At 37.6% G+C, this 25,038-nt stretch carries 24 protein-coding genes and 1 pseudogene; all 25 read right to left on the minus strand.

Annotated features, from left to right (window positions below; genetic code table 11):
* Positions 1-45 precede the first annotated feature (45 nt).
* The gene (gene upp, locus CKV67_RS12805; RefSeq protein ID WP_003720854.1) at positions 46-675 is read right to left on the minus strand and encodes a uracil phosphoribosyltransferase; all 630 of its coding nucleotides are present in this window, start codon (positions 673-675) and stop codon (positions 46-48) included.
* 139 nt (positions 676-814) lie between these two features.
* A complete protein-coding gene (gene glyA, locus CKV67_RS12810) occupies positions 815-2,056 on the minus strand; it encodes a serine hydroxymethyltransferase (RefSeq protein ID WP_025280094.1) in 1,242 nt (413 codons plus the stop codon).
* Positions 2,057-2,191: 135 nt separating this feature from the next.
* Positions 2,192-2,599 (minus strand): low molecular weight protein arginine phosphatase, encoded by a 408-nt coding sequence (locus CKV67_RS12815; RefSeq protein WP_014093748.1) that lies wholly within the window; start codon positions 2,597-2,599, stop codon positions 2,192-2,194.
* A complete protein-coding gene (locus CKV67_RS12820; protein ID WP_014093749.1) occupies positions 2,596-3,633 on the minus strand; it encodes an L-threonylcarbamoyladenylate synthase in 1,038 nt (345 codons plus the stop codon). Before CKV67_RS12820 ends, CKV67_RS12815 begins: the two co-directional genes overlap by 4 nt.
* A gap of 301 nt (positions 3,634-3,934) precedes the next feature.
* Positions 3,935-4,786 (minus strand): peptide chain release factor N(5)-glutamine methyltransferase, encoded by an 852-nt coding sequence (gene prmC, locus CKV67_RS12825; protein WP_014093750.1) that lies wholly within the window; start codon positions 4,784-4,786, stop codon positions 3,935-3,937.
* The gene (prfA, locus tag CKV67_RS12830) at positions 4,773-5,849 is read right to left on the minus strand and encodes a peptide chain release factor 1 (RefSeq protein WP_014093751.1); all 1,077 of its coding nucleotides are present in this window, start codon (positions 5,847-5,849) and stop codon (positions 4,773-4,775) included. The genes prmC and prfA overlap by 14 nt, the downstream gene beginning before the upstream one ends.
* Before the next feature lie 22 nt (positions 5,850-5,871).
* Positions 5,872-6,447: a thymidine kinase gene (locus CKV67_RS12835; protein ID WP_014093752.1), complete on the minus strand. Its 576-nt coding sequence runs from the start codon at positions 6,445-6,447 to the stop codon at positions 5,872-5,874.
* Positions 6,448-6,567: 120 nt separating this feature from the next.
* Positions 6,568-7,434, minus strand: coding sequence for a homoserine kinase (thrB, locus tag CKV67_RS12840; RefSeq protein ID WP_014093753.1), 867 nt, complete (start codon positions 7,432-7,434; stop codon positions 6,568-6,570).
* The gene (gene thrC / locus CKV67_RS12845; RefSeq protein ID WP_014093754.1) at positions 7,434-8,489 is read right to left on the minus strand and encodes a threonine synthase; all 1,056 of its coding nucleotides are present in this window, start codon (positions 8,487-8,489) and stop codon (positions 7,434-7,436) included. The genes thrB and thrC overlap by 1 nt, the downstream gene beginning before the upstream one ends.
* Before the next feature lie 3 nt (positions 8,490-8,492).
* The gene (locus CKV67_RS12850) at positions 8,493-9,779 is read right to left on the minus strand and encodes a homoserine dehydrogenase (RefSeq protein ID WP_014093755.1); all 1,287 of its coding nucleotides are present in this window, start codon (positions 9,777-9,779) and stop codon (positions 8,493-8,495) included.
* 193 nt (positions 9,780-9,972) lie between these two features.
* Positions 9,973-10,272 (minus strand): annotated as a pseudogene (locus CKV67_RS14920) (MerR family transcriptional regulator); the annotation flags it as partial.
* Between the two features lie 86 nt (positions 10,273-10,358).
* On the minus strand, positions 10,359-11,513 hold the full coding sequence (locus tag CKV67_RS12860) for an MFS transporter (RefSeq protein ID WP_231845372.1): 1,155 nt from the start codon (positions 11,511-11,513) through the stop codon (positions 10,359-10,361).
* 41 nt (positions 11,514-11,554) lie between these two features.
* Complete coding sequence (locus CKV67_RS12865) at positions 11,555-11,878, minus strand: carboxymuconolactone decarboxylase family protein (RefSeq protein ID WP_014093757.1); 324 nt, start codon at positions 11,876-11,878, stop codon at positions 11,555-11,557.
* Positions 11,875-12,309 (minus strand): cupin domain-containing protein, encoded by a 435-nt coding sequence (locus CKV67_RS12870; protein WP_014093758.1) that lies wholly within the window; start codon positions 12,307-12,309, stop codon positions 11,875-11,877. Before CKV67_RS12870 ends, CKV67_RS12865 begins: the two co-directional genes overlap by 4 nt.
* A 515-nt stretch (positions 12,310-12,824) precedes the next feature.
* Positions 12,825-13,706 carry a LysR family transcriptional regulator gene (locus CKV67_RS12880; RefSeq protein ID WP_025280095.1) on the minus strand — a complete coding sequence of 294 codons (882 nt, stop codon included), beginning with the start codon at positions 13,704-13,706 and terminating at the stop codon, positions 12,825-12,827.
* Between the two features lie 110 nt (positions 13,707-13,816).
* Entirely contained in the window at positions 13,817-14,062 is a 246-nt protein-coding gene (locus CKV67_RS12885; RefSeq protein WP_003720869.1) for a type B 50S ribosomal protein L31, read from the minus strand.
* A 100-nt stretch (positions 14,063-14,162) separates the two neighbouring features.
* Positions 14,163-14,600: a cell wall teichoic acid glycosylation protein GtcA gene (gtcA, locus tag CKV67_RS12890; protein ID WP_014093760.1), complete on the minus strand. Its 438-nt coding sequence runs from the start codon at positions 14,598-14,600 to the stop codon at positions 14,163-14,165.
* Between the two features lie 36 nt (positions 14,601-14,636).
* The gene (gene rho, locus CKV67_RS12895) at positions 14,637-15,908 is read right to left on the minus strand and encodes a transcription termination factor Rho (RefSeq protein ID WP_014093761.1); all 1,272 of its coding nucleotides are present in this window, start codon (positions 15,906-15,908) and stop codon (positions 14,637-14,639) included.
* Positions 15,909-16,012: 104 nt separating this feature from the next.
* Positions 16,013-17,284: a UDP-N-acetylglucosamine 1-carboxyvinyltransferase gene (locus tag CKV67_RS12900; RefSeq protein ID WP_014093762.1), complete on the minus strand. Its 1,272-nt coding sequence runs from the start codon at positions 17,282-17,284 to the stop codon at positions 16,013-16,015.
* A 115-nt stretch (positions 17,285-17,399) separates the two neighbouring features.
* Positions 17,400-18,479, minus strand: a complete 1,080-nt coding sequence (locus tag CKV67_RS12905) for a lysylphosphatidylglycerol synthase transmembrane domain-containing protein (protein WP_014093763.1) — start codon at positions 18,477-18,479, stop codon at positions 17,400-17,402.
* Entirely contained in the window at positions 18,476-19,510 is a 1,035-nt protein-coding gene (locus tag CKV67_RS12910; protein WP_032363906.1) for a glycosyltransferase family 4 protein, read from the minus strand. Before CKV67_RS12910 ends, CKV67_RS12905 begins: the two co-directional genes overlap by 4 nt.
* Positions 19,503-20,786, minus strand: coding sequence for a glycosyltransferase family 4 protein (locus CKV67_RS12915; RefSeq protein ID WP_014093765.1), 1,284 nt, complete (start codon positions 20,784-20,786; stop codon positions 19,503-19,505). The genes CKV67_RS12910 and CKV67_RS12915 overlap by 8 nt, the downstream gene beginning before the upstream one ends.
* Positions 20,787-21,110: 324 nt before the next feature.
* Complete coding sequence (gene fba / locus CKV67_RS12920) at positions 21,111-21,965, minus strand: class II fructose-1,6-bisphosphate aldolase (RefSeq protein WP_003749581.1); 855 nt, start codon at positions 21,963-21,965, stop codon at positions 21,111-21,113.
* Between the two features lie 169 nt (positions 21,966-22,134).
* Positions 22,135-23,055: a diacylglycerol kinase gene (locus CKV67_RS12925; protein ID WP_025280097.1), complete on the minus strand. Its 921-nt coding sequence runs from the start codon at positions 23,053-23,055 to the stop codon at positions 22,135-22,137.
* Positions 23,056-23,219: 164 nt separating this feature from the next.
* Positions 23,220-24,818, minus strand: coding sequence for a CTP synthase (locus CKV67_RS12930; RefSeq protein ID WP_014093767.1), 1,599 nt, complete (start codon positions 24,816-24,818; stop codon positions 23,220-23,222).
* Positions 24,819-25,038: the final 220 nt, after the last annotated feature.

The following is a 25,038-nucleotide window of genomic DNA, read 5'->3' on the forward strand; positions in this document are numbered from 1 at the left end:
GCTGGTAGTAAATTCCTTCTCTCACTAAATCGAGGAGATTGTTAATTATTTAGTTCCAAATAACCTATCGCCAGCATCTCCTAAGCCTGGACGGATATAACCATTCTCGTCTAGCTTCTCATCTAAGCCAGCTACATAAATTTCTACGTCTGGATGAGCTTCTTGAAGAGCTTTAACGCCTTCTGGAGCAGCTACTAGACACATGAATTTCATATTGCGAGCACCGCGTTTTTTCAGGCAGTCAATTGCCATGATTGCAGATCCCCCAGTTGCAAGCATTGGATCTACTACGATAAAAAGACGTTCCTCTACATCAGAAGGTAATTTCACAAAATATTCTACTGGCTCAAGTGTGTCATGGTCGCGGTAAAGACCAACATGTCCTACTTTTGCAGCTGGAATGAGTTTTAAAATGCCATCTTGCATTCCTAGACCTGCTCTAAGGATTGGCACAACACCAAGTTTTTTACCAGTAAGGGTTTTTGCAGTAGTTGTTTGAAGCGGTGTTTCTACTTGAGTATCTTCTAACTCCATATCTCTTGTGATTTCATAAGCCATCAGTGTTGCGACTTCATCTACAAGTTCGCGGAATGCTTTTGTTCCAGTATTTTTATCTCGAATAATTGTTAGTTTGTGTTGTACTAACGGGTGATTTATAACATGTACATTTGCCATCGATTCGTTCGCTCCTTTGATATTGAAAATTTCCTTCTCTTATTGTATCAGAACAGGACACAAGTGCAAGGATTAATTTGTCCCACAAGAAAAAAACCGGTTTTCTCTATTAAATATAGAAAAAACCGGTTTAGTTATTTTATAAACTTGGATAAAGCGGATATTCATTAGTTAAAGTAGCTACGCGCGCCTTCACACCAGCTAAAACTTCTTCATCTTCTAAATTGTGAAGTACTTCTGAAATCAGGACGCCAACTTTTTCGATAGCAACTTCATCAAAGCCACGTGTAGTTACAGCTGCTACACCTACGCGAATACCACTTGTTACAAAAGGACTTTCTGTTTCAAACGGAATCGTGTTTTTATTAACGGTAATACCAACTTCATCCAGCACTTTTTCGGCAGCTTTCCCAGTTAAGCCAAGCGGTTTTAAATCAATTAATAATAAATGATTATCCGATCCGCCGGTTAAAACTGGAACATTGTTCGCTTCTAAAGTTTCTGCTAATTTTTTCGAGTTACGAATAATTTGTTCACAATATATCGTGAATTCTGGTTGGAGTGCTTCGCCAAACGCCACTGCTTTTGCTGCTATAACGTGCATTAGCGGGCCACCTTGAATCCCTGGAAAAATGGATTTATTTAATTTCGCTTCCCATTCTGCTTTTGCTAAAATCATTCCGCCGCGAGGTCCACGAAGCGTTTTATGTGTGGTAGTTGTTGTAAAATCAGCGTAAGGCACCGGATTTTGGTGTAATCCCGCTGCAACAAGACCAGCGATATGCGCCATATCAACCATTAAATACGCGCCGACTTCATCCGCGATTTCACGGAATTTCGCAAAATCAATGCTTCGAGGATATGCGCTTGCCCCAGCAACAATCATTTTTGGTTTATGTTTTAGAGCTGCCTCACGAACAATATCATAATCAATTTGTTTCGTATCTTCACGAACACCATATTCAACAAAATTGTATAAAGCACCGCTAAAATTCACTGGACTACCATGGGTTAAATGCCCCCCATGTGAAAGGTTCATACCAAGAACTGTATCGCCTGGTTCAAGGACAGCATGGTAAACTGCCATATTCGCTTGAGCACCTGAGTGAGGTTGGACATTAGCATATTCAGCACCAAATAATTTCTTCGCCCGGTCACGCGCTAAATCTTCCACGATATCAACAAATTCACATCCGCCGTAGTAACGTTTTCCTGGATAGCCTTCTGCATATTTATTCGTTAGTACAGACCCCATTGCTTCCATTACTTGCTCACTAACAAAATTTTCAGATGCGATTAATTCGATATTTGCACGTTGTCTACCAAGTTCTAACTTAATTGCATCAAAAACTTCCTTATCTTGCCTTTGTAAATAGACCATCTGTGGACCCCATCCTTTTCTGATAAATTTTTCAAGTGAACTATTATGTATTATCTCTAATAATTACTCAAAATCACTAGAAAAGCAAGCATTTTGGAACAAAAAAACGCAAAATCCGATAGTGAAGCGCTTCACTTATAAAAAACGTTCGGAAATTGCACTTTTTAGTTCATAATAAGTAATTTCATATTGCTCGATAGATCCACCATATGGGTCCGGAATATCCGTTTCATCCATTGTCACTAGTTTTATTTTATTACTAGCTTTCGGAAAAAGGTTTTTTAGTTCAATTAAGTGGGCTTTTGTCATCACATAAATTTCGTTAGCCCAGTCGATATCAGTTTGGGTGACTTTCTTAGCTTGGTGATCAGAATCTAAACCCATTTGTAAAAGAATTTGTTTAGATTTTTCTGATACGCGCTCACCTGTAATGGCACGAGTTCCCGCTGAACGAACGTCAATATCTGGTCTTAAATCTTGTAAAATCTTTTCAGCTAAAGGACTTCGACATGTATTTCCAGTACATACAAATAATACCTTCATTCGCTAATCCTCCGATTTCCTGCCGCTTTTTCCAAACGGTTCATTACTGCAGTACCTAGTTCTATTTCGGGATAAACTTCTGCAAAAATAATATCCACATCCGCATGATCAAAAGCTCGTAGTCCTTTATAAAGATGCGTCGCGACTTCTTCCATTGACTTAATACTTCCGGTTGTTTGGATAATAGCATTTGTAGCTAATTTTTCTATAAGTTCTGTTGTCGCTAGTATTCCTATTTTTTTATGTGCAGCTTCTGCTTTATTTATTTCTTTTTGCCAAAACTCTTTTGAACCTTCAATTAGGTAAACTGGTGCTTTTGGGGCGTAGTGTGTGTATTTCATTCCTGGTGCTTTTGGTTTTTCGGTTTCTTTTGCGTCATTGGTAGCTAGCTCAACTGAACCAATGACTTGCTCGATTTGTTCTTTCGTAATACCTCCTGGTCGAAGTATTACAGGAATTTCTCTAGAACAATCAATCACAGTAGATTCAACCCCTACCCCTGTTTCTCCTCCATCAATTATACCAGCAACTTTGCCATCTAAATCTTCTATTACATGGCTTGCACTTGTCGGACTTGGTTTACCAGAACGATTGGCGCTCGGTGCTGCAACTGGGATAGCTGCTTCCTTAATTAATGCCAAACTCACAGGATTTTCGGGCATGCGAACTCCTACTGTGGATAACCCAGCCGAAACATTGCTCGCTAAGCTATCTTTTTTTAAAGGCAGAATGACTGTTAATGGTCCTGGCCAAAAATTTTCCATCAGTTGCATGGCTTTTTGTGGGTAACTTGCTACAAAAGCATCCATCTGATTACGACTTGCAATGTGGACAATAAGTGGGTTATCAGAAGGACGACCTTTTGCTGCATAAATTTTTTGAATAGCTGCATGGTTCGTTGCATCTGCTCCTAGACCGTAAACTGTTTCGGTTGGGAAAGCCACACACTCACCATTTCGCAGTAGTTCGGCTGCTTGCTCGTAAACAGCTTTATTTGATTGTTGCTCATTTATTTTCCAATGGATGGTTTGCATCGAATTCCAGTCCCCTTTACATAACTTCTACTATATTTTAACGTTTTCTTACTTATTTTTACAGCATTGTTTTTTATTTCTGGAAATTGGTTGATTTTAAACACGAGTTATCCCCAAACTGTGGATAATAACTTTGTCAATGGGGATAACTTATTGTGAATTGTGGATAATTCGTAAAGATAAGTAAAAAAGCCATTTTATTTATTAAGATTTGATTAAAAAATTTTTTTGCACAACATTTTATCCACAATTTTGTGGATAACTTAAAAACAAAAATGACGTCCCCATTACGGAAACGCCTTTATATCAATATATTTGAACATGTTACATAGCGATCTCTAGAATTTATATCTTTGTGGATAACCACAGTGGAATGTGGATAACTTTTTTGGAATAACTGTTTTACTTTTTCCCCTTGTGTATAACCTATTTCTACCCCCACCCAAAAAGAAGGATTTAAGACAAATTTCAGGTCAGCTACAAAACGTTCATAGATTGCAAGACCATCATTCTCTGCAAAAAGGGCAAGCTCCGGCTCATTTTTTAAAACGTAATCTGACATTGTTTCTTTTTCAGCTTCTGAAATATATGGAGGATTAGCTAAAATCATATCGAAGTGCTCGCCATTTTGTTTGAATGCTTCAAGCAAATCAGTTTCCACAAAACGCACATCCGCATTTAACAACAAGGCATTCTTTTTCGCAACGGCAAGCGCTGGACCTGAAATGTCTGTAGCAGTCATTGCTATATTGGGAAATGCTTTCTTTAGCGCAATCGCAATAATTCCGCTACCAGTACAGACATCTAGCACTGCTGGCAAAGGATTCTTATTTAAAAAAGCTTCCGCACAAGCGACCAATTCTTCTGTTTCCGGGCGCGGAATAAGCACATCTTTAGTAACTAAAAAATCATAACCATAAAAAGGTGCTGTTTTTAAGATATATTGCACTGGCTCACCTGCTAAATATCGTTCAAAATCCGCTTGAAATTGTTTTTCATGATTTGGCTCAAGCTCTCGGTTAATTTCCATCCAAAGTTCTGAACGAGAAAGCCCCATTCTCGTTTCGAGTAGAATTTCAGCAGCATTTTGGTCTAACCCTTTTTCAAGCAGAATCGTTTCCGCATTTTTTAACAGCTGACTAATTTGCGTCATTTAAATGTTCCAGCTTACTTGTTTGATCTTCCAGGATTAGCGCATCAATAATTTCATCGAGTTTGCCTTCCATAATTTGATCTAGTTTTTGAATGGTTAAGCCAATGCGGTGGTCTGTTACACGATTTTGCGGATAATTATATGTGCGGATACGTTCAGAGCGATCGCCTGTTCCAACTGCTGATTTACGGTTAGCGTCATACTCTTCCCTGGCTTCGCGTTCGAATTTATCATAAACACGTGCACGTAAGACTTTCATTGCTTTGTCTTTATTTTTCAACTGTGAGCGCTCATCTTGCATCGAAACAACAATCCCAGTTGGAATATGTGTCAAACGCACTGCTGACATGGTTGTATTGACACTTTGTCCACCCGCACCAGTCGAAGCAAATGTATCTGTCCGGATATCTTTATCATGCAACTCGATTTCTACTTCTTCAGCTTCTGGCAAAATAGCCACTGTCGCTGTTGACGTATGGATACGACCGCCTGATTCGGTCTCTGGAACACGTTGTACACGATGGGCTCCATTTTCATATTTCATCCGAGAAAAGGCATCGTTTCCGTTCATCATCGCGATAATTTCTTTGTAACCGCCAATTCCGGTCGGGTTAGCGTCCATTATTTCTACTTTCCAACCGCGTGACTCCGCATATTTGCTATACATCCGGAATAAATCGCCTGCAAATAAAGCGGCTTCATCGCCACCCGCTGCTCCGCGAATTTCTAGAATAACGTTTTTGTCATCATTAGGATCTTTTGGAACGAGGAGCAGTTTAAGCCGTTCTTCTAGGTCTACTTTTTCTTTTTGAAGTTCTGCAAATTCTTCTTTTGCCATTTCACGCATATCGTCATCAAGTTTTTCGCTTAAAAGTTCTTTCGTTTCTTCAATTTGTGCATTCACGTTTTTATATTCACGATACGTTTCTACTGTAGCCGTAATTCCGGATTGTTCTTTGGATAAATCTCGTAGTCTTTTTGGGTCAGATACTACATCAGGATCACTAAGTAGTTCGTTTAGTTCATCGTAACGGTCTTCCACCGCTTGTAATCGATCATACATTTTATTACAACACCTCTTTAAATTATTTTATTGGTGGATGGGCGTGGCATTTGCGACACACTGGATAGTAATGGTCATTCCCGCCAATCATAATTTGCTCGCCTGTATAAACTGGTTTACCTTTGTCATCGACGCGAAGTACCATCGTTGCTTTTTTCGCGCAAAACCAGCAAATTGTTTTCATTTCTTCTAATTTATCTGCATATAATAACAAATATTTGGAGCCTTCGAAAAGTTCATTCCGAAAATCATTTTTTAAGCCATACGCAATAACGGGAATATTTAAATCGTCTACAATTTTTGCTAATTGAAAAACATGTTCTTTTTCTAAAAACTGTGATTCGTCTAACAAAACACAACTTGGCTTAGGCGTGATTTTTGCTACTATCTCGTAAATATTTGTATCGCTAAAAATAGGGATTGCTTCACGTTTTAATCCGATTCGACTGGAAATGAAACCGACTTGATCTCTGTCATCAATTCCAGATGTAAAGATGACCACTGATTTATTTTGTTCTTCGTAATTATGTGCGACTTTTAGAATTTCAATGGTTTTCCCACTATTCATGGAACCATAACGGAAAAATAATTGTGCCATAAGACCGCTCCCTTTAACTTTTTAAACTCTTTTCCTATTTTATCATAGAGCTGTCGAAATTGGGACATATAGTTTTCCGCTACATAAAAAAGCTATGCCTGAGTACGACATAGCTCGATTTTAACGAAAAATTTCTGCGCCACTGCCTTCCACATCTAGGAGAAGCACATCCGCATCGATTTCTAAGTTTCGTAGTGAGATTTGGATATTTTGAGCTGTAGAGCGAGGGGCAAAAACCAAAACGGTTGGTCCAGCACCACTCAAACAGGCTGCATATGCACCTTGTTTTTTAGCGATTTTTCGAATTTGTGGTAAATGAGGAACTAACTTACTGCGATATTTTTCATGCCATAAATCTCGTTCCATCATTTCACCAGCAAGTTTCATATCATTACGTAAAATGGCTGCAATCATGACATTTGCAATACTACTAGCTTTCACTGCTTCTCTAAATGGAAGTGTATCAGGTAACACATCCCTACTTTCAGAAGTTAGTAGTTCTGTTTTAGGAATAAAGGCAATTAAAGCGCAATCTGGGAAGAGGTGGCGCACATAGAAATCTTCTCCATCTAATTTTGCACCTACTACCCAGTTACCTAGGACGGCTGGCGCGACATTATCTGGATGCCCTTCAATTTCAGCTGCAATTCGCACTTTTTCTTCTTTAGAAAGGTTTAGTTCGCCTAATATATTTGCTAGTTCAATTCCTGCAACAACTGCAGCAGAACTACTACCAAGTCCACGGGCGGGAGGGATATCACAAGTCATCACTAAATGGTGCGGCGTTAAATTGGGTGCAAGATTTAGTGCAGTTTCGATAATAACGTTTGTCTCATCATGCGGAATGCCCCCACCAATATTGTGTTCAATATACCAATTCATAGCGGGTTCACCGATATCTAACGTTAGATAGAGCGTCAAAGCCAAGCCACATGAATCAAAACCCGGACCAAGATTGGCGGTAGTTGCTGGGACACGAATATGCATTAAGCTTTCACTCCTCCGCGAAGGTGTGCACGCATTGCTTCAATATCATCCACATGGGAAACCGGGATCTCATGCACACTCATTGCTGTATCTGGATCTTTTAATCCGTTTCCAGTGAACACACAAACTACCGTCTCACCTTTCTTGATGGTACCATTTGCTACGTGCTGAATTACACCCGCTAAAGAAGCAGCAGAACCTGGTTCGATGAAGACTCCATCTTGTGCAGCGATTTTTTTATAGGCATTTACTATTTCATCATCGGTAACAGAGTGAATGTAACCATCAGACTCATCACGAGCCGTCTCAGCAAGTCCCCAACTAGCTGGGTTACCAATACGAATCGCTGTAGCAATCGTCTCTGGATTAGCAATTGGCTTGCCCTGAACAATCGCAGCCGCACCCTCAGCTTCAAAACCGTGCATTCGTGGAAGACCAGAATTATGGGCAGCATTCCATTCTTTAAAACCTTTCCAATATGCCGATATATTTCCCGCGTTCCCTACTGGAATAGCAAGGACATCAGGTGCTGAACCTAGCTGCTCACAAATTTCAAATGCAGCTGTTTTTTGTCCTTCTAAACGGTAAGGATTCACAGAGTTTACTAGCGTTACAGCTTCTGTTTCAGCAAGTTTTCGAACAGACTTTAATGCTTCATCAAAATTCCCTTGAATCGAAATAATATCTGCACCATACATAACTGCTTGCGCTAATTTTCCAAGTGCAACTTTACCTTCTGGGATAACAATGTACGCTTTTAGCCCCGCACGTGTTGCGTATGCTGCCGCTGCCGCTGAAGTATTCCCTGTGGAAGCACAAATAACGGCTTCCGCACCTTCTTCTTTCGCTTTAGCTACAGCCATAACCATTCCGCGGTCTTTAAATGAACCAGTTGGATTTAAGCCTTCATATTTCCCGTATAAAGTGACACCTAGTTCTTTGGACAAATTTGGTAGCGGAATTAATGGAGTATTCCCTTCCGCAAGTGAAATCATTGGTGTGTTTTCTGTTACCGGTAGATATTCTTTATATTTTTCGAGTAATCCTTTATACATTTTTTAACCCTCCACAACGGAATATTTTGCGAGCATTTGCATTTCTGGCTCATTTTTTACTCTGGCTATTGCTTGTTCTAATTGTGCTTGGCTTGTTGAATGCGTAACGATAACAACGGTTGCTGTAAAATCATCAAAAGGTTGTTGTAAAATTTTATCAAAGCCTACTCCAGCTTCCGCAAAAATTTGCGTTAACTTGAGGAAGGTTCCTGTTTTATCATCCATTGTTAGACGAAGATAATATTTAGAGAAAACTTGTTCTTTTGGAGTATGTTTTGTTTCGTGTTTGTAACTATTGAAGGCATTTCCGTTCGTACCTAGACGACTATTTTTAGCAACGGTAATTAAGTCACTAACTACACTAGTTGCAGTTGGTAGTTCGCCGGCACCTGGACCATAAAACATAGTTTCTCCAACAGCAGCTCCTGTTACGAATACTGCATTGTTTTCATAGTTAACACCTGCAAGAGGATGCGCCTTTGGTAATAATACCGGTCCAACATTAACGTTGACCATACCATTTGTTTCTTCTGCGGTACCAACTAGTTTGATTTTATAACCTAGTTGATAAGCTACTTCAATATCTTCTGGGGAAATTCCGCGGATACCACTAGTTTCCACATTATCTAAATCTACATTCATTCCAAATGCTAGACGGGTCATAATAACCATTTTTCTCGCTGCATCAATACCGTCCACATCATTTGTTGGATCGGATTCCGCAAAACCTAGTGCTTGAGCTTCTGCTAAAACTTCTTCATAGGACTTTTTCTCTGTCGTCATTTTTGTTAGCATGAAATTAGTCGTCCCGTTGACGATACCCATTACTTTTTGAATTTTATCCGCTGCTAGGCTGTTTACAATGGTACGTAAAATCGGAATGCCACCAGCAACACTCGCTTCGTAAAATAAATCGCATTTGTTAGCTTGTGCAACTGCCACTAATTCGTCCCCATGAAGCGCAATTAAATCTTTATTCGCAGTTACTACATGTTTTCCAGCTTTCAAGGCCTGCAAAATGTATTCCCGCGCAGTTGTGATGCTGCCCATAACCTCAACAACAACAGCAATTTCTGGATCATCCAGTACATCAGACGGATTGGTGGTTAGTTCAAAACCTTTTGTTTCATAACGGCGATTCTTTTCTAAGTTACGGACTAACACTTTCTTCACAGAAATATGGTAGCCAGTTACTTGACTAATTTTTTCTTGGTGTTCTTCTAATATATGAATAACTCCGCTTCCTACCGTCCCAAAACCTAACACACCTACTTGTAACTTTGCTTCCACTTGAAAACCTCCTTATATTGTTTAACAAAACAGAAAATTTAACTTTTTTATCACCTGCTCATAAAAAAGTAATTAGTGATATTATACGCAACTTCACAGGGAAAAGTAAACCCTTGTATGGAAAGTTTTTATTTTTGGCTGTTTATAAAAAAAAGGCACCCCACTTCTATTAGGCCTGTCTAACAATCATATATTATCTAAATTGCTTTATTTTCGGTTCGTAATTTTTTATTTTCACCCCTAGTTCTAAAACTGTTTCATTTATTTGCGTTTGTTTTCCCAAAAGTTTTTCGTATTCCAGATCAAGGATTTTTTTGCGCCCTTGAAGAGCAACATTACCTAATTGAAATAATTTGGTGTATCTTGCTAATGAGTCAATCGATAAGCCCGAACTGCGCATACATTGAAAAAATTCTATCCACTTCAAGTCTTCGGTAGAATTATCTCTTATTCCTGACGCATTTCGTTTAATCGTTGTAATTAACCCTTGTTGCTCAAAATACCTTCATGTTGCCGGGGTGATATTTTGACGAGTAGCTACTTCTGAAATATTCATTTTGGTTCCTCCTCGTCACTTTTCTAAACCGTCATATATTTATTGAAAATTAGTGTAATCAAGCTAATAGCACTTAATAATAACCCCATGATGATTATTTGGTTATCCGCACTCGCACTACCACTAAATCTGGAAATAATTTGTGAAGCGTATGGAGAAAGGGTTGCCCCCAGGTTATATGCCACTAAAACAACAGTCGCTCCGAATTTGGCTACTTTTTCACCACCAGTAGTAAGTGTATGCATAAAATAAGGCATAATATTGCGAAACGAAAATCCTAAGACTAAGGAACAAATTAATGTAAATAAAAGTGATGTAGACAAGTTAGTGAAGAAAATACTTATTCCAGCCATAAAAGTAGCAATTGGTAGTAGCCACCTTTTCAAATATGTATATGTTCTACCGAATAAATTCCCCGCAATAAACGCTCCAGCTCCAATTGCTGCAATCATATTACTTCCGCTCGTCGCATCCCCCAATCCTTGCTCAATTAAAAGTGGTGTAATTTGCAGATTATAATTAATAAATAAAAGTACAATACAAAATAAAATACAGCCTAAAACAATTGACCTTATTTTTCGTTCTATGGAAATCGTGCTAACTTTAATGTTTTCTTCTTTATTATTAATTGCCACAACTTGGTTTGGAATGAACATGATGACAAAAACAAGACTCAAAATGGCGAAACTATACACCCAAAAAGAACTTGTCCAATTTACTTTTATTAACTGACCGACGCCAATTGTCATGACAATACCGCCTAGTCCTTCGCAAGCACTTTCTAAGCCAAGCGCCCTTGCCTTTTTCCCATTGTCATTTTGATATAAGCTACTAATCATCTGAATAAGCAGACGATTAAATAATCCTATTCCTAAACCTAGTAAGCATCTTGAAAGAAATAACACGAAAAAACTTCCTTGATACCAAGCCGGTAAAGTCCCAAAAACCCCCACGATGACTAAACCGGTAACAATGGTATATTTCCTTCCTAAAATTTTTTCAATCAAGCTAGTAAAAAAAACACCAGCTATTAAAAATAACGAAGGCACTGTCGTTAAGAGTCCAACATACACTGGATTTACCTCTTTGAAGCTTTCAGTAATTGCAGGTATATTCGCAGAAATAGCTGGTGCAGAGTTAACAATCAGTGCCACGGATAGTAATGCCAATAATTTCATCGAAAAAAACTTCATGATAACTCCTTTATTCAAGAGGCGCTTTACAGCCCGTCTCCATCAAAAATTTTTTTTGCTAAATTAAAAGCAGACCAAGCTTTTGGCCAACCCGTGTAGAAAGCAAGATGTGTAATTAATGCTACGATTTCTTCTTTTGTTACACCATTTTCTTTTGCCATTTTCAAATGCGCTTCTAACTGTGGTACCCCTTGCGTTAATAGACTGGAAACAGTAATTAAACTACGATCTCTAGGCGACAATTCTGTTGCTTTTGCCCACACTTCTCCAAACAAGACATCATCATTTAAAGCAGCAAATTGTGGCGCAAATTCACCTAGGTTATTTCTTCCTGCTGTTTGTTTTTTCATTTTTTGAACCCCTCTTCCTTATTTTTTAATGGTAAATAAACTTCATCAGATACTGATTCTAGCCACTCAGGTATTCCTGCGGTAATCGCAATATGTTCGAACCAGCTGTTTGCAGTTGCTCCGTGCCAATGTTTTACACCATCATGTGTTACTATTACGTCTCCAGCTTGTAGGAACTGTGCTTCTTTCCCATCTTCTTGGTACCAACCTTCTCCACCAGTAACTAATAAAATTTGGAAACCATTATGATGAATATGCCAATTATTGCGGCACCCTGGTTCAAACGTGACATTCCCTACACCAACATTAATAGCTGGATCGGTCACTAAAGAATTCAAATAGCTTTGGCCTATAAAATATTGCACAAATGCCTCGTTTTTTTCTCCACTTGAAAAGATGACACCATTTTTCACTTCTTCAAATTTTGTCATTTTCATTTCCTCCATTCACCTTATAAGCTATAAGCCAATTGGAAATAGCCTCATCTGCTTTCTCTACCCTGGAATCTCTTACTGGTAACCCTAATTCTATTTTTGAGTCTACAAAAATTTTCTTTCATATCATTAAATTATACCCAAAAGCACTGCGTTCACGAGTACAAAAGGGATAATCAATTTCAATAGGATTTATGCTGGTTTAATACCTTGCTGATCTTCTTTTCGAACAACATTAACCGTCTCATGATAGTCATATGGATAGTTCACTTTAGGAGTAGTAGAAAAAAGTAGTGTGCCTATCTTCTTGCTTATTTTTTCGCTACAACTTCCGTCTTCCCAATTGTTAATGGTCGAATTTCCCTACTTATAAAGTTTTCGTCTTTTCTAGAAAAATATAGTATAATCGTCTTTTTTACCTCAAAAAAGCTGTAACATAAACATAAGGATTCCCTTACAAGTTTATGTTACAGCTTAATTTACCTATCGTCCAATACTTCTTAAGCTTAGTTTCATGCCTTCAAAGCATTTTTCATTTTCCTGATGAACGTGAGCACTGTGTCACTTAGTATTGTGTCTTTTTTCCAAACAAGCACACAATTAGTTTCAAGTATCGGGCTAAGTGGTAGAAATTTTGTACTGTTTTTCCGGTTATCTATTGCCCCTTGAATCGCAAAAGCCGCTCCTACTTTATTTTCAACCAATGAAATCACGTTAAAAATCAAATTATATTTACCTACAATATTCAAATCTCCCTCTTCAAAAGTCCCCCATGAGCATAGCATGTTTTGGACTTCTTTTCGACCTGACCAAATTATTGGTACATCTAATATTTCTTTTGGCGAAATATACTGCTGATTCGTTATAAAATATTCTGTCGAAACGAGTAGACCCCAGATTTCCTTATCTGGTAAAACCAATTTATTATAATTATCAGCTGGTACTGGATCTATTAAAAGCGCAACATCTAGTAAACCTTTATCTAATCGTTCAATAATATCATTACTTGTTCCACTGTACATATTAAATGTAACTTGCGGATGGTCAGCAATCATTTCTTCTAACATTTTAGCCAAGAAATGCGAGCTATTCGCCTCTACACAACCAATCGAAATTTGACCTTTCAAAAGTGCATTTTGATATTTAGCAAATTCTTGTTCGGTTTTCCCGTCTAATTCTAACATTTCTTCTGCTCTTTTTTTCAAAAACAAGCCTGGCTCAGTTAAATACAACTTTTTATTTTTCCGGATAAATAACTCTGTTTGTAAACTTGCTTCAAAATCCCTAATTTGCCTACTTAGTGTTGGTTGAGTGATATGAATTTTTTTGGCAGCTTGAGTAATATTTTGTTCTTCTGCTACTATCAGAAAATATTTTAGCATTCTAATTTCCATCTACTCTAACTCCCTTCATATTTTAAGTATATTATACTTTTTTATTTAAATTGTCCATAGTAAATGGAAAAAGAGGATACCCCTTAGGATACCCTCTAGAACTTTTTTGCTTATTTGAGACCGTACTTTTTGTTGAAGCGGTCCACACGTCCGTCTGCTGTAGCATGTTTTTGTTTACCAGTATAGAACGGATGCGAATCAGAAGAGATTTCGACACGAAGTAACGGATACTCGTTGCCATCTTCCCATTTAATTGTTTCGCTTGAGCTCTTAGTAGAACCTGACAAAAATTTGAAATCAGTACTAGTATCAACAAATACCACTTGACGGTACTCAGGATGAATTCCAGTTTTCATTTCTTTTCAACTCCTTCGCCCTGAATCATCTGAAACAGAGTAATAAGTGCTTTTACACACAGTATAGATATTATAACAATGTTAAAGCAAACAAGCAAGATTATTTTTTTACTTTGAAAATTATCCATTTACTAAATACATAGTTGAGCACGAGCACAATCACATTTGTCCAAATTTTTGCCCATAGTTCGTCTACGGATAGCACGCTTATTAATAGAATCATCACTAAAATGTCTACTATGTAGGTTAAAAAGCGAAATCCAAAAAAGGAAGAGGCTTCTCTTACTTTGTCTTGCCATGTTGGAGTATAGCTCTCGAAAACATATTTTTTATTAGAAAAGTACGCAAAAAGAACAGAAGCAATCCAAGCAATTGTATTGGCAACACGATAATCCCAACCTAATACAGCTTCACAGAACCAAAATGCCACAATATTAATAATTGTTGCAAATCCGCCCATAATCAAATACATCAAAATGCTATGAATCTTGTCTGTATACCATGGTATCTTGTCTAATAATTGTCTAATTTTACTCATAAGCTATCTTCTTTCTCTCCAGTATGATTATAAATTTTATTTTTTAAACATCTCTTCTTGTAATAATTCATAAAACGCCTCATTATTCGCGGTTTTTTTCAAATAGCGGACGAAACGCTCAGAAATATCAAGTCCGTCACCTTGTTTTGGCATCGCTTTTCTAATTTTCCAAAGTTGCTCTAAGCGATCTTTAGATAATAGTAGTTCTTCTTTTCTTGTTCCGGATCGACGCATATCAATAGCAGGAAAGACACGACGTTCAGCTAATTGACGATCTAAATGTAATTCCATGTTACCAGTTCCTTTAAATTCCTCATAAATGACATCGTCCATGCGCGAACCTGTATCCACAAGTGCTGTTGCAAGGATTGTTAGACTTCCGCCTTCTTCAATATTACGCGCTGCACCGAAAAATCGTTTTGGTCTGTGGAAAGCGGCTGGATCAATTCCTCCAGAAAGCGTTCGACCACTTGGAGGAATGACTAAATTATACGCTCTTGCTAACCTAGTAATACTATCCATCAAAATAACTACATCGCGTTTTTGTTCCACAAGGCGCATCGCACGTTCTAAAACTAATTCGGCTACTTTAATATGGTTCTCTGGCACTTCATCAAACGTAGAGCTTACAACATCTGCTTTTACCGAACGCTCGATATCCGTTACTTCTTCAGGGCGCTCATCTATCAGCAAGACAATCAATTCTGAATCTGGGTGATTAGTTGTAATCGCATTAGCAATTTCTTTTAACAGAACGGTTTTACCAGCTTTTGGAGGGGCAACAATTAATCCCCGCTGTCCAAAACCTATTGGCGATATTAAATCGATTGTTCTTGTAGAAATCGGTGTTTTCTCTGTTTCTAAATGAATTTGGCGATCTGGATAAAGTGGAGTCAGTCCTGGAAAATGCACTCTTTCTTTCGCAACTTCCGGTTTTTCCCCATTGACTGCTTCGACATGCAATAATCCAAAATAACGTTCATTTTCTTTTGGTGGACGAACTTTGCCAGAGACTTTATCCCCTGTTCTAAGTTCAAAACGCCTGATTTGTGAAGCCGAAATATAAATATCTTCCGAACTGGATGAATAATTAATCGGTCGTAAGAAACCAAACCCTTCATTCGGGATGATTTCTAAAACACCTTCCATAAAAAAGAATCCCTCTTTTTCCGCATTTGATTTTAATAGCGCAAAAATCAGTTCTCTTTTGGTTAGTTTGCTGTAATAGGCAATTTTATGTTCTTTTGCAAGGGCATAAATATCTTTAATTGTTAAACTTTCTAAGTATGCAATGGACAGTTTAGCCATATATGTACCACCTTTTTTGAGTTAATAATTTTTTCGAGAATAAATAATTATGAGGCTAATAGAGGGTAGGCCGAAACGAATTTATTCGCTCAGCCTCTCTTTTTTCAAATTTTTGTTTCCGCTGTACTGCTACGAGTTATATCGGCTCCAATTGCAGCAAGTTTTTCGATGATTTTGCTGTAGCCACGCTCAATATGTTCTACACCATGGATTTCTGTTTGCCCTTCTGCTAGAAGTCCCGCAATTACAAGTGCAGCGCCCGCACGTAAATCTGTCGCCGTCACTTTAGAACCTTGTAGTTTTGCTGGACCATTAATGACAGCAGATCTACCTTCTAATTTAAATTTCCCGCCCATTCGTTCCAATTCTGCAATATGCTTGAAACGACTTGGATAAATCGTATCGGTTACCACACTACTGCCTTCCGCTCGTGTCAAAAGTGCAGTCAGCGGTTGTTGCAAATCAGTTGGAAATCCTGGATAAGCATAGGTTTTAATATCTATTTTTTTCACTTTTTCTACTTCACCAACAAAAATAGCATCTTCCTCAATATCCATTGGAACGCCCATTTCTGTCAATTTTGCAATGATTCCTTCTAAATGAGTCGGAATAACATTTTCAATCCGAATTCCTTTTCCAGAAGCTGCAGCGAGAACCATGAAAGTACCGGCTTCAATTCTATCTGGAATAATTGTATGATGACAACCATGAAGATGCTCTACCCCGGTAATCCGAATGGTATCTGTCCCTGCTCCTTTAATAATCGCACCCATATTGCTTAGCAGTGTAGCGACATCAATAATTTCAGGCTCTTTTGCGGCATTTTCTATTACAGTTTTCCCTTTAGCTCGAACAGCTGCAAGCATAATATTAATAGTCGCACCAACGCTCACAACATCTAAGTAAATCCGTGCACCAATAAGTTCATCTGCACGCAAATAAATCGCACCTTGTTCATTTGTTACTTTCGCTCCTAATGCTTCAAAACCTTTAATATGTTGATCAATTGGGCGTGGACCTAAATAACAGCCTCCCGGAAGTCCAATGACTGCTTTTTTAAATCGGCCTAATATTGCTCCCATTAAGTAATAAGAAGCACGTAATTTCTTTACATTCCCAGTTGGTAGTGGCATTGAAATCATATCAGTCGGATCTATCACTGCCGTTTTATTATCATAACGAACACTGCCGCCAAGTTCTTCTAAAATATCATAAAGTGTATATACATCAGAAATATCTGGTAAACCTTCTAAAACAACTTCAGATTCCGCCAAAATTGCAGCTGGAATCAAGGCAACCGCACTATTTTTTGCACCATCTACTTGCATAGTGCCCGCTAATTTTTTGCCGCCTCGAATAACTAATTTTTCCGTCACAAATGTACCCTTCTTTCCTGAAGCTTCTAATACTTTATTATTATCCATTAATTTGTTTTACTTTGCAAGATTCTTTCACTAAAAAAAGCTGGGAACAAATTGCTCCAAGCTTCTATTATTGCGGTACATTTTTTGCTGGTATTTTTGCAATGGCTTCAATTCGCGGCTTGATTTCCTTAGGTGAGGTATCTTTGACTAATAAAGCTCCAGCACCAAATATGATACAGTTATAGTACGTAATAATTCGCCATAAAATCAGTGCCATAAGAAGCTTTGCTGGCCCTAGTAACATACCAAATAACAATGTGAAAGTATATTCTGCACCACCTGCACCACCAGGCGTAGGCATAACGGTTGCAAACATGATTATGAACGCATGATAAGTGATTGCCATATATAGCCCTATGCCAGTTACACCAATTGCGTGTAAAATAAAGAATGGAATCGAAAAATAAACCCATAACTGTAATGTTGTATAGAGACAACAACGAATAATTAATTTCCAATCTTTCCCAATCCGGCTACTTTCTTCATGGAAAGTAGCAATTTTTTCATCTAAAATTTTTCTCCAATTATCAACTTTTTCTTTTTTCACAAACAATCTAGTTGGTATAAGCAAAATATGCACCAAACTAGTAGTGAATTTTTGACTTCGACCAATTAAAATTAAACAAGCAATTACAAGCAAATGAACAGAAAAACCAATTAAAACCAGGTATTTCAATTGAGTTACACCTGCCATCAAATAATGAATTCCAAATATCAGGATAACTATAAAATTTAATACAACCATCGCCTGATAAATAATAAATTTCACTAGCAAAACGGAACTCCCACGTCCTGCATCCATACCTTGTTTGGTTAGCATTACTAATTGTGCTGGTTGTCCACCAGTTGCCATTGGCGTAATCGTATTAAAAAATTGACCAATCATCGTAATCCGAAAAGATGAAAAAAAGCGCTGATTCTGATTTGCTGGTTTAGAAGCTGTTTGCAATACAACCGCTTCTAAAAACCAATAAATAAACATAGCACCCAGAGCAGCCATCATCCACCATGGGTTCACCTTAAGCAGTGAAATAAGAAAGGTAGACCATTTCATATCTACATCTTTGAATTGCCAAATAATAAAGCCTATACTAATTGCTAATACAATGACAATATTAAATATGTTCTTCTTGGAGCTTCCACTCATTGCTCTAACTCCTTTGTTAACAAGCCTTGATAAAATGTATACCATATACCTGCTAGTCGGTCTTCTGAATAATAGGTTGCCCCTTGTTTGGCTGCCTGTAGCATTTTCTTATAATAAGCTGAATCCGTTTCTAAACGCTCAATAGCTCGGACAAAGCCAGAATTGTCAGCTTCTTTTATATAATAACCATCTAGTATTTCTTCATATAAATCCAGATTTCGAAGTAAAATCGGAACATCTGAACTCATAGCTTCTAAAATTGCCATTGGAAATAACTCATTATATGATGGCATAAAGAAAATATCTGCCATATTTATACAAGCATTCATTTCTGAACGATCAACTATTCCAATAAATTTTACATTCGCTGGTGGATTATCGTAAATCCGCTTAAGTTCTTCATAACCAGAAGTAATTTTACCAAAAGAAAAACCCCCAGCCCAAACAAACTGAACGTTTGGAAGCCGTTTTGCTACTTCAATAAAGTCAAGCACGCCTTTTCGATGTTGCACTTGTCCAATCCCAATAACTGTAAATTTATCTGTTGGAATTCCATATTTTTCTCGAACATGCTGTTTTTCTTCATCGGAAATTGGAAAAAAAGTTTTTTTAGAAACAAAATTTGGTATATAATGAATCCGTTCTTTCGGGATATTATAGGCAGTTAGTTTAGGTATAAACGATGGATTTACAACAACAATCTCATCCATTCGCTTATAAAAACCAATCAAATATTTATAAAAAATAACCCGTGCAATCCATGGTAATTTTAGGCTTCCTTCCATAGTTTCAGGTATAAAATGCACATAACCGACACGAACACCTCGTTTTTTCTTAAAAAAAGTTGAAAGAAAAAAACGGAAATCAACTGTGTGATAATGGGTGATATCCGATTTTTTGAAACTATTAAATTCCATATCAATCTCATTTGAATATCTTTCTTTTAATAAATTTACAAGTTCTCGGTACGCTGAAGCCACACCTTGTCCTTTTACTTTTTCTGCCGAAGATAACATTGTTAACTTAATCATGATGCGAGGACCTCTCTTTTCTATGACTGTGTGTAGAAGATGAAAGTGAGAATACTTCAGAAGCGATGATGCTTCTAATTAAAGTTCGTTCTTTTTTAATAGAACCATTTTCTCGCTTTACGCGGTAAATCTCACATATTTCCTCATACATGGCTTCTATATTGCGGCCAAATTGATCCGCAGAAATTGATTCCACCTTCACTCTTCCATTGTTTGCTACAAGTGTTGCCATATTTTTATCAGTTAGGATTTGGACTAATAAATCTGCTAATTCATCATCTTGATCGAATAAAAAGGCTGTTTCTCGGTCGGTTAAAAATCCTTCAATGCTTTCATCGCGTTTTGCAACTACTGGTAAAGAAGCCGCCATCGCCTCTGCGTATGTCAATCCTTGTGTTTCTGTTGTTGATGCACTTACAAAAAGATCTCCTAATTGATAATATAAACCAATATTTTCCCAGTCAACTGCACCAGTGAAAATAATATGTTCTTCTAAATTCTTAGTTTCTACTATTTTTTCTAAGTCTTTGCGCACTGGACCATCTCCAACAATCACGAGCTTAGCATTCGGTTCTTTTTGGAGTATTTCTGGCATCGCATTAATTATTGCATCAATATTTTTCTCGTGAGCAATTCTCCCTAGCGAAAGAATTACTGAATCATCCATTCCAATTCCAAGTGATTTTTTCAAATCTAAAATTTGTTGCTTTTCAACTGGAGCAAAGGAAGAAATATCCGTACCAGTTGGAATAGTATACATTAATTTATGGATACCTTGTGCTTCTAAATGATGTCTTACCTTTGCAGTCGGAGCTATTATAGCATCATAGCTATCACAAAATGTTTTAATCATTTTACCAACCATAGAAGGTGTCAAAATTTTTCCTTTTGCAATATAATGCAAGTAGTCTACATACATTGTGTGGTAAGTATGAATTGACGGTATATTATACTTCTTAGCAATTCGCTTTCCTAAGAGACCCAAAGAAAATTCAGTATGTGTGTGGATAATATCTAAATCCAACCGTCCTACTAATTTAATAAATTTGTTCATTCCAGCTACAGCTACTCGACGTTCTGGAAAGAAAACAAACGGAACACTAGGCAAACGAAACACACGTCCCTCTTCACGCTCTCTATCAGCGTTAGGATCCGTTGTTGTAAAAATATATACAGTGTGCCCTTGTTTTCTAAGTTCGTTTTCCATAATCATGATTGATGTAGCTACACCGCTAATCTGCGGACTGTAAGTATCTGTAAAAATCCCTATATTCATTACTATCGCCTACTCTCTTCCTCGTTTGTCCATTCACCTTTTAGTATATTATTATAACATAATTCTATGTCTGACGTATTATATTAACCAACTATATTATGACTCATTTTAAAAAATAATACATACGACTGAAGCATGAGTTTTAATCGGGAAATTTGAAATAACTTTCCTTTTATATTCCAAAGCTATAGCTATCATACCATATTCAAGATAATAACGATAATTAATTCCTTCTATATAAGTGCTTTATCACCACATAAAAATAACTGGCAAAATCAACTAGTGAATTTTGCCAGTTATTTTTATATCATCATAAATTCAGCCTTACGCTTTGCCATTAGAACCAAACTCTTGAATTTTTTCTGTAACAGTTTTTATAATCGCGTCCACACCAGGGCCGATTACTTTACGTGGATCATAAACTTTATCATCAGTAGCTAATTTTTCGCGAACAGCTGCAGTCCAAACGATTTGGCATTCAGTGTTAACATTGATTTTGCTGTGACCTAATTCAATTGCTTTTTTAACTTGGTGTTCAGGAATTCCAGAACCGCCGTGAAGTACAAGTGGAGCACCTGTAAGTTCAGAGATTTCTTTCATTTCGTCAAAACCAAGAACAGGTTCGCCGTGGTAAGGACCGTGAACAGAACCTAATGCTGCAGCAAGTGCATCAATGTTAGCTTCTTTAACAACACGTAAGCATTCTTGTGGATCAGCATAGTTGATTCCACCAGTTACTCCGTCTTCGTCTCCACCAACAGTTCCAATTTCAGCTTCTACAGATACGCCTTTAGCATGAGCGTAATCAACAACTTGTTTAGTCATTGCAATATTTTCGTCGATTGGGTGGTGAGAGCCGTCGATCATTACAGAAGAGAATCCTGCATCGATAGCCGCTTTACAAGAATCAAAGCTAGAACCATGGTCAAGGTGAATCGCAACAGGAACAGTGATTTTTAGGTCTTCTACAAGTCCTTCAGTCATTTTTACAACTGTTTTGAATCCTCCCATGTATTTAGCAGCTCCTTCAGAAACTCCTAAAATAACTGGTGCTTTTTCTGCTTCTGCAGCTTTCAAAATTGCTTGAGTCCATTCAAGGTTGTTGATGTTGAATTGACCAACAGCATATTTTCCAGCTAATGCTTTCTTCAGCATGTCTGTCATGTTAACGATAGGCATAATACAATTTCCTCCCTCAGGAATTTAGGAAAACCATTTTTGATTTCCCTTAAGATTTGAATTTCCGCCGTGAAAAATAGTGGCAGCTATTTTCCCCTAACAAAGTATATGATAACAGATTTGTGATGAATTTACCATATAAACTAGAAAATTTTATAGTGAAAACGCTTTAGCCTCTAAGTCGGTCTATAATTATTGCTTTGTCAGCAAATATTTCTAATGCCTCTGGAATAACCTCTAGTGTGTAGGGTGCTTTTCCTCCGTAAACACCATCATAGCTTACATTTAAATTCGATGAGCTTTTAATTTTCACTTTATTTGTACGTGCATGAATTACGTGGGGACTATTCAAATGTGTCCCTTTTTTAATCGAAGCAAATAATTGGAACAGTTTTTGCGGTGATATTTTTTTCAAAATCAAAAGTTCAAACATCCCGCTATTCAGTTGCGCAGGTGGACAAAGCGTCTCCATCCCACCTACTGAATTAGATTTATTAACAAAAAATAGTAAAATTTCCTCTTGAATCACTTGATTATTGTAGCTTATTTCTACTTTGACAGGTGATAGTTTCGGTAGTACTTTAAGTCCGCTGAAAAGATAAGCCAATCTCCCCCATTTGGACTTCATCGATTCTTTTACTGCGTAGGTTATTTCAGTTATCTTCCCCCCCGCTGCATTATTAATGAAAAATTCGGTCTCGTTCGCTTTTCCAATATCGACCCAAATTGTCTCTTGTTTAGCAATTATGCGAAGTGCTTCCAGTGGATCTTTGGCAAAATTCAGTGCTCTTGCGTAATCATTGGTTGTCCCAACTGGTAAAATCCCTAGTTTTGGTGGGTTATTCACTTGCATTAATCCATTAACAACTTCATTCACTGTTCCATCTCCACCTGCCGCAATTACTACATCGTACCCTTCATCTGCAGCTTGTTTTGCAATTGTTGTAGTGCTTTTTGGTGCCGGTGTAGATGGAACTAAAGTTACTTTGAAATCCGCTTTAGTCAAAATTTGTTCAGCATCTGGAAGTAATTTTCGAAACTTGTTTTTCCCAGCCGCGGGATTGTATATTATCATCGCTCTTTTCTGCAAATTGCCGCTCCCTCTTTCCTATTTATATTGTTTAGTTTCCTATTTCACCATGGGGATGTCAACTTGTTTGACTGAGACAACCAGTATTAATTGAAGGAATAATCTTAGTCCATTAGTAAATACTAAAAAACTCCCAGACTAAATTAGTTGGGAGTTTTCCTATTTTATTTATTCTTAAGTGCTGCACCGATAAAGTCTTTAAACAAACTTTGTGGACGGTTTGGACGTGAAATGAATTCTGGGTGATATTGGCAAGCGACAAACCAAGGATGATCTTTTAGTTCGACTACTTCAACTAGACGACCATCTGGGCTTGTTGCGGAAACAATCATGCCAGCTTCTTCCATTTGTTCTCTATATTCGTTATTAAACTCGTAACGATGACGGTGACGCTCTTCTACAAGTGTTTTACCATATGCAGCTTCTGTTTTCGTTCCTTGCTTAATACGAGCCGGATACAAGCCTAGGCGAAGTGTTCCACCCATGTTTTCAATATTTTTTTGTTCCGGTAATAAATCGATAATATTATGGTTTGTTTCTGGTTTGATTTCTGCTGAGTGGGCACCTTCGAGACCAAGCACATTACGAGCAAATTCAACTGTTGCTAATTGCATTCCTAAACAAATACCGAAATATGGAACTTTATTTTCACGTGCGTATTGAATTGCAGCAATTTTGCCTTCAATTGCGCGGTCACCAAATCCACCAGGAACTAGGATGCCATCAATATCTTTCATTATTTCCGCTACGTTTTCTTTCGTTACTTTTTCGGAATCAATCCAGTCGATTTCGATTTCAGCATCATGATCATAACCTGCATGACGAAGTGCTTCTGCTACAGATAGGTATGCATCTTGTAAAGAAACATATTTACCCACAAGACCAATACGAACTTTTTTGGATAGATTTTTCACGCGATGTACTAGATCTTTCCAATCAGTCATTTCAGCTTGTGGTGCTTCTAATTGTAAATGTTCTAGGACAATATCATCCATTTTTTGTTTTTGAAGTGAAAGCGGTACATTGTAAAGTGTTTCTTCATCACGAGATTCAATAACCTCTGAAGCTTTAATGTCACAAAATAGAGCAATTTTATCTTTCATCTCTTGGGAAACTGGTTGCTCCGTACGAACAACGATAATGTTTGGTTGAATTCCTAAGCTACGAAGTTCTTTTACGCTATGTTGTGTTGGTTTAGTTTTCATTTCGCCAGCTGCTTTGATGTATGGAATTAAAGTTGTATGGATGTAAAGAACATTTTCCGCACCTACATCTCCTTTAATTTGGCGAATCGCTTCTAGAAATGGTAATGATTCGATATCTCCAACAGTTCCACCAATTTCGGTAATAATAATGTCTGAATTAGTCATACGGGCTGCACGGAAAACACGATCTTTTAATTCGTTCGTAATATGTGGAATAACTTGCACTGTTCCACCTAAGTAGTCCCCGCGACGCTCTTTTTTGATAACTTCTGAATAAACTTTACCAGTTGTTACATTGCTGTATTTATTTAAGTTAATATCAATAAAACGTTCGTAGTGACCAAGATCCAAGTCCGTTTCTGCACCATCATCTGTTACATAAACTTCCCCATGTTGGTATGGGCTCATTGTCCCTGGGTCGACGTTGATGTATGGATCAAATTTTTGAATGGTAACACTAAGTCCACGATTTTTCAGCAAACGCCCGAGTGAAGCTGCTGTGATTCCTTTTCCGATTGACGAAACTACGCCACCTGTAACGAAAATATACTTTGTCATGTTAAAAAAATCTACTCCTTCCTGAAATAAAAAACTTGCAGGGTTCTGACTATTTTCCTGCTGGGGTGGGAAATTGCCAGACAAAACAATATTGCGATTCTTTTCTACGCACTTATCGCAATTTCAAGTATTTTGTAAACCAAAATAAAAAACACTCCGCCTACTTCATAAAAGTAAGGGAGCGCTGAATCTCATAAATATCCGTCCCTATAAAAGGGAG

It is taken from the genome of Listeria ivanovii subsp. ivanovii (assembly GCF_900187025.1).
GTDB lineage: Bacteria > Bacillota > Bacilli > Lactobacillales > Listeriaceae > Listeria > Listeria ivanovii.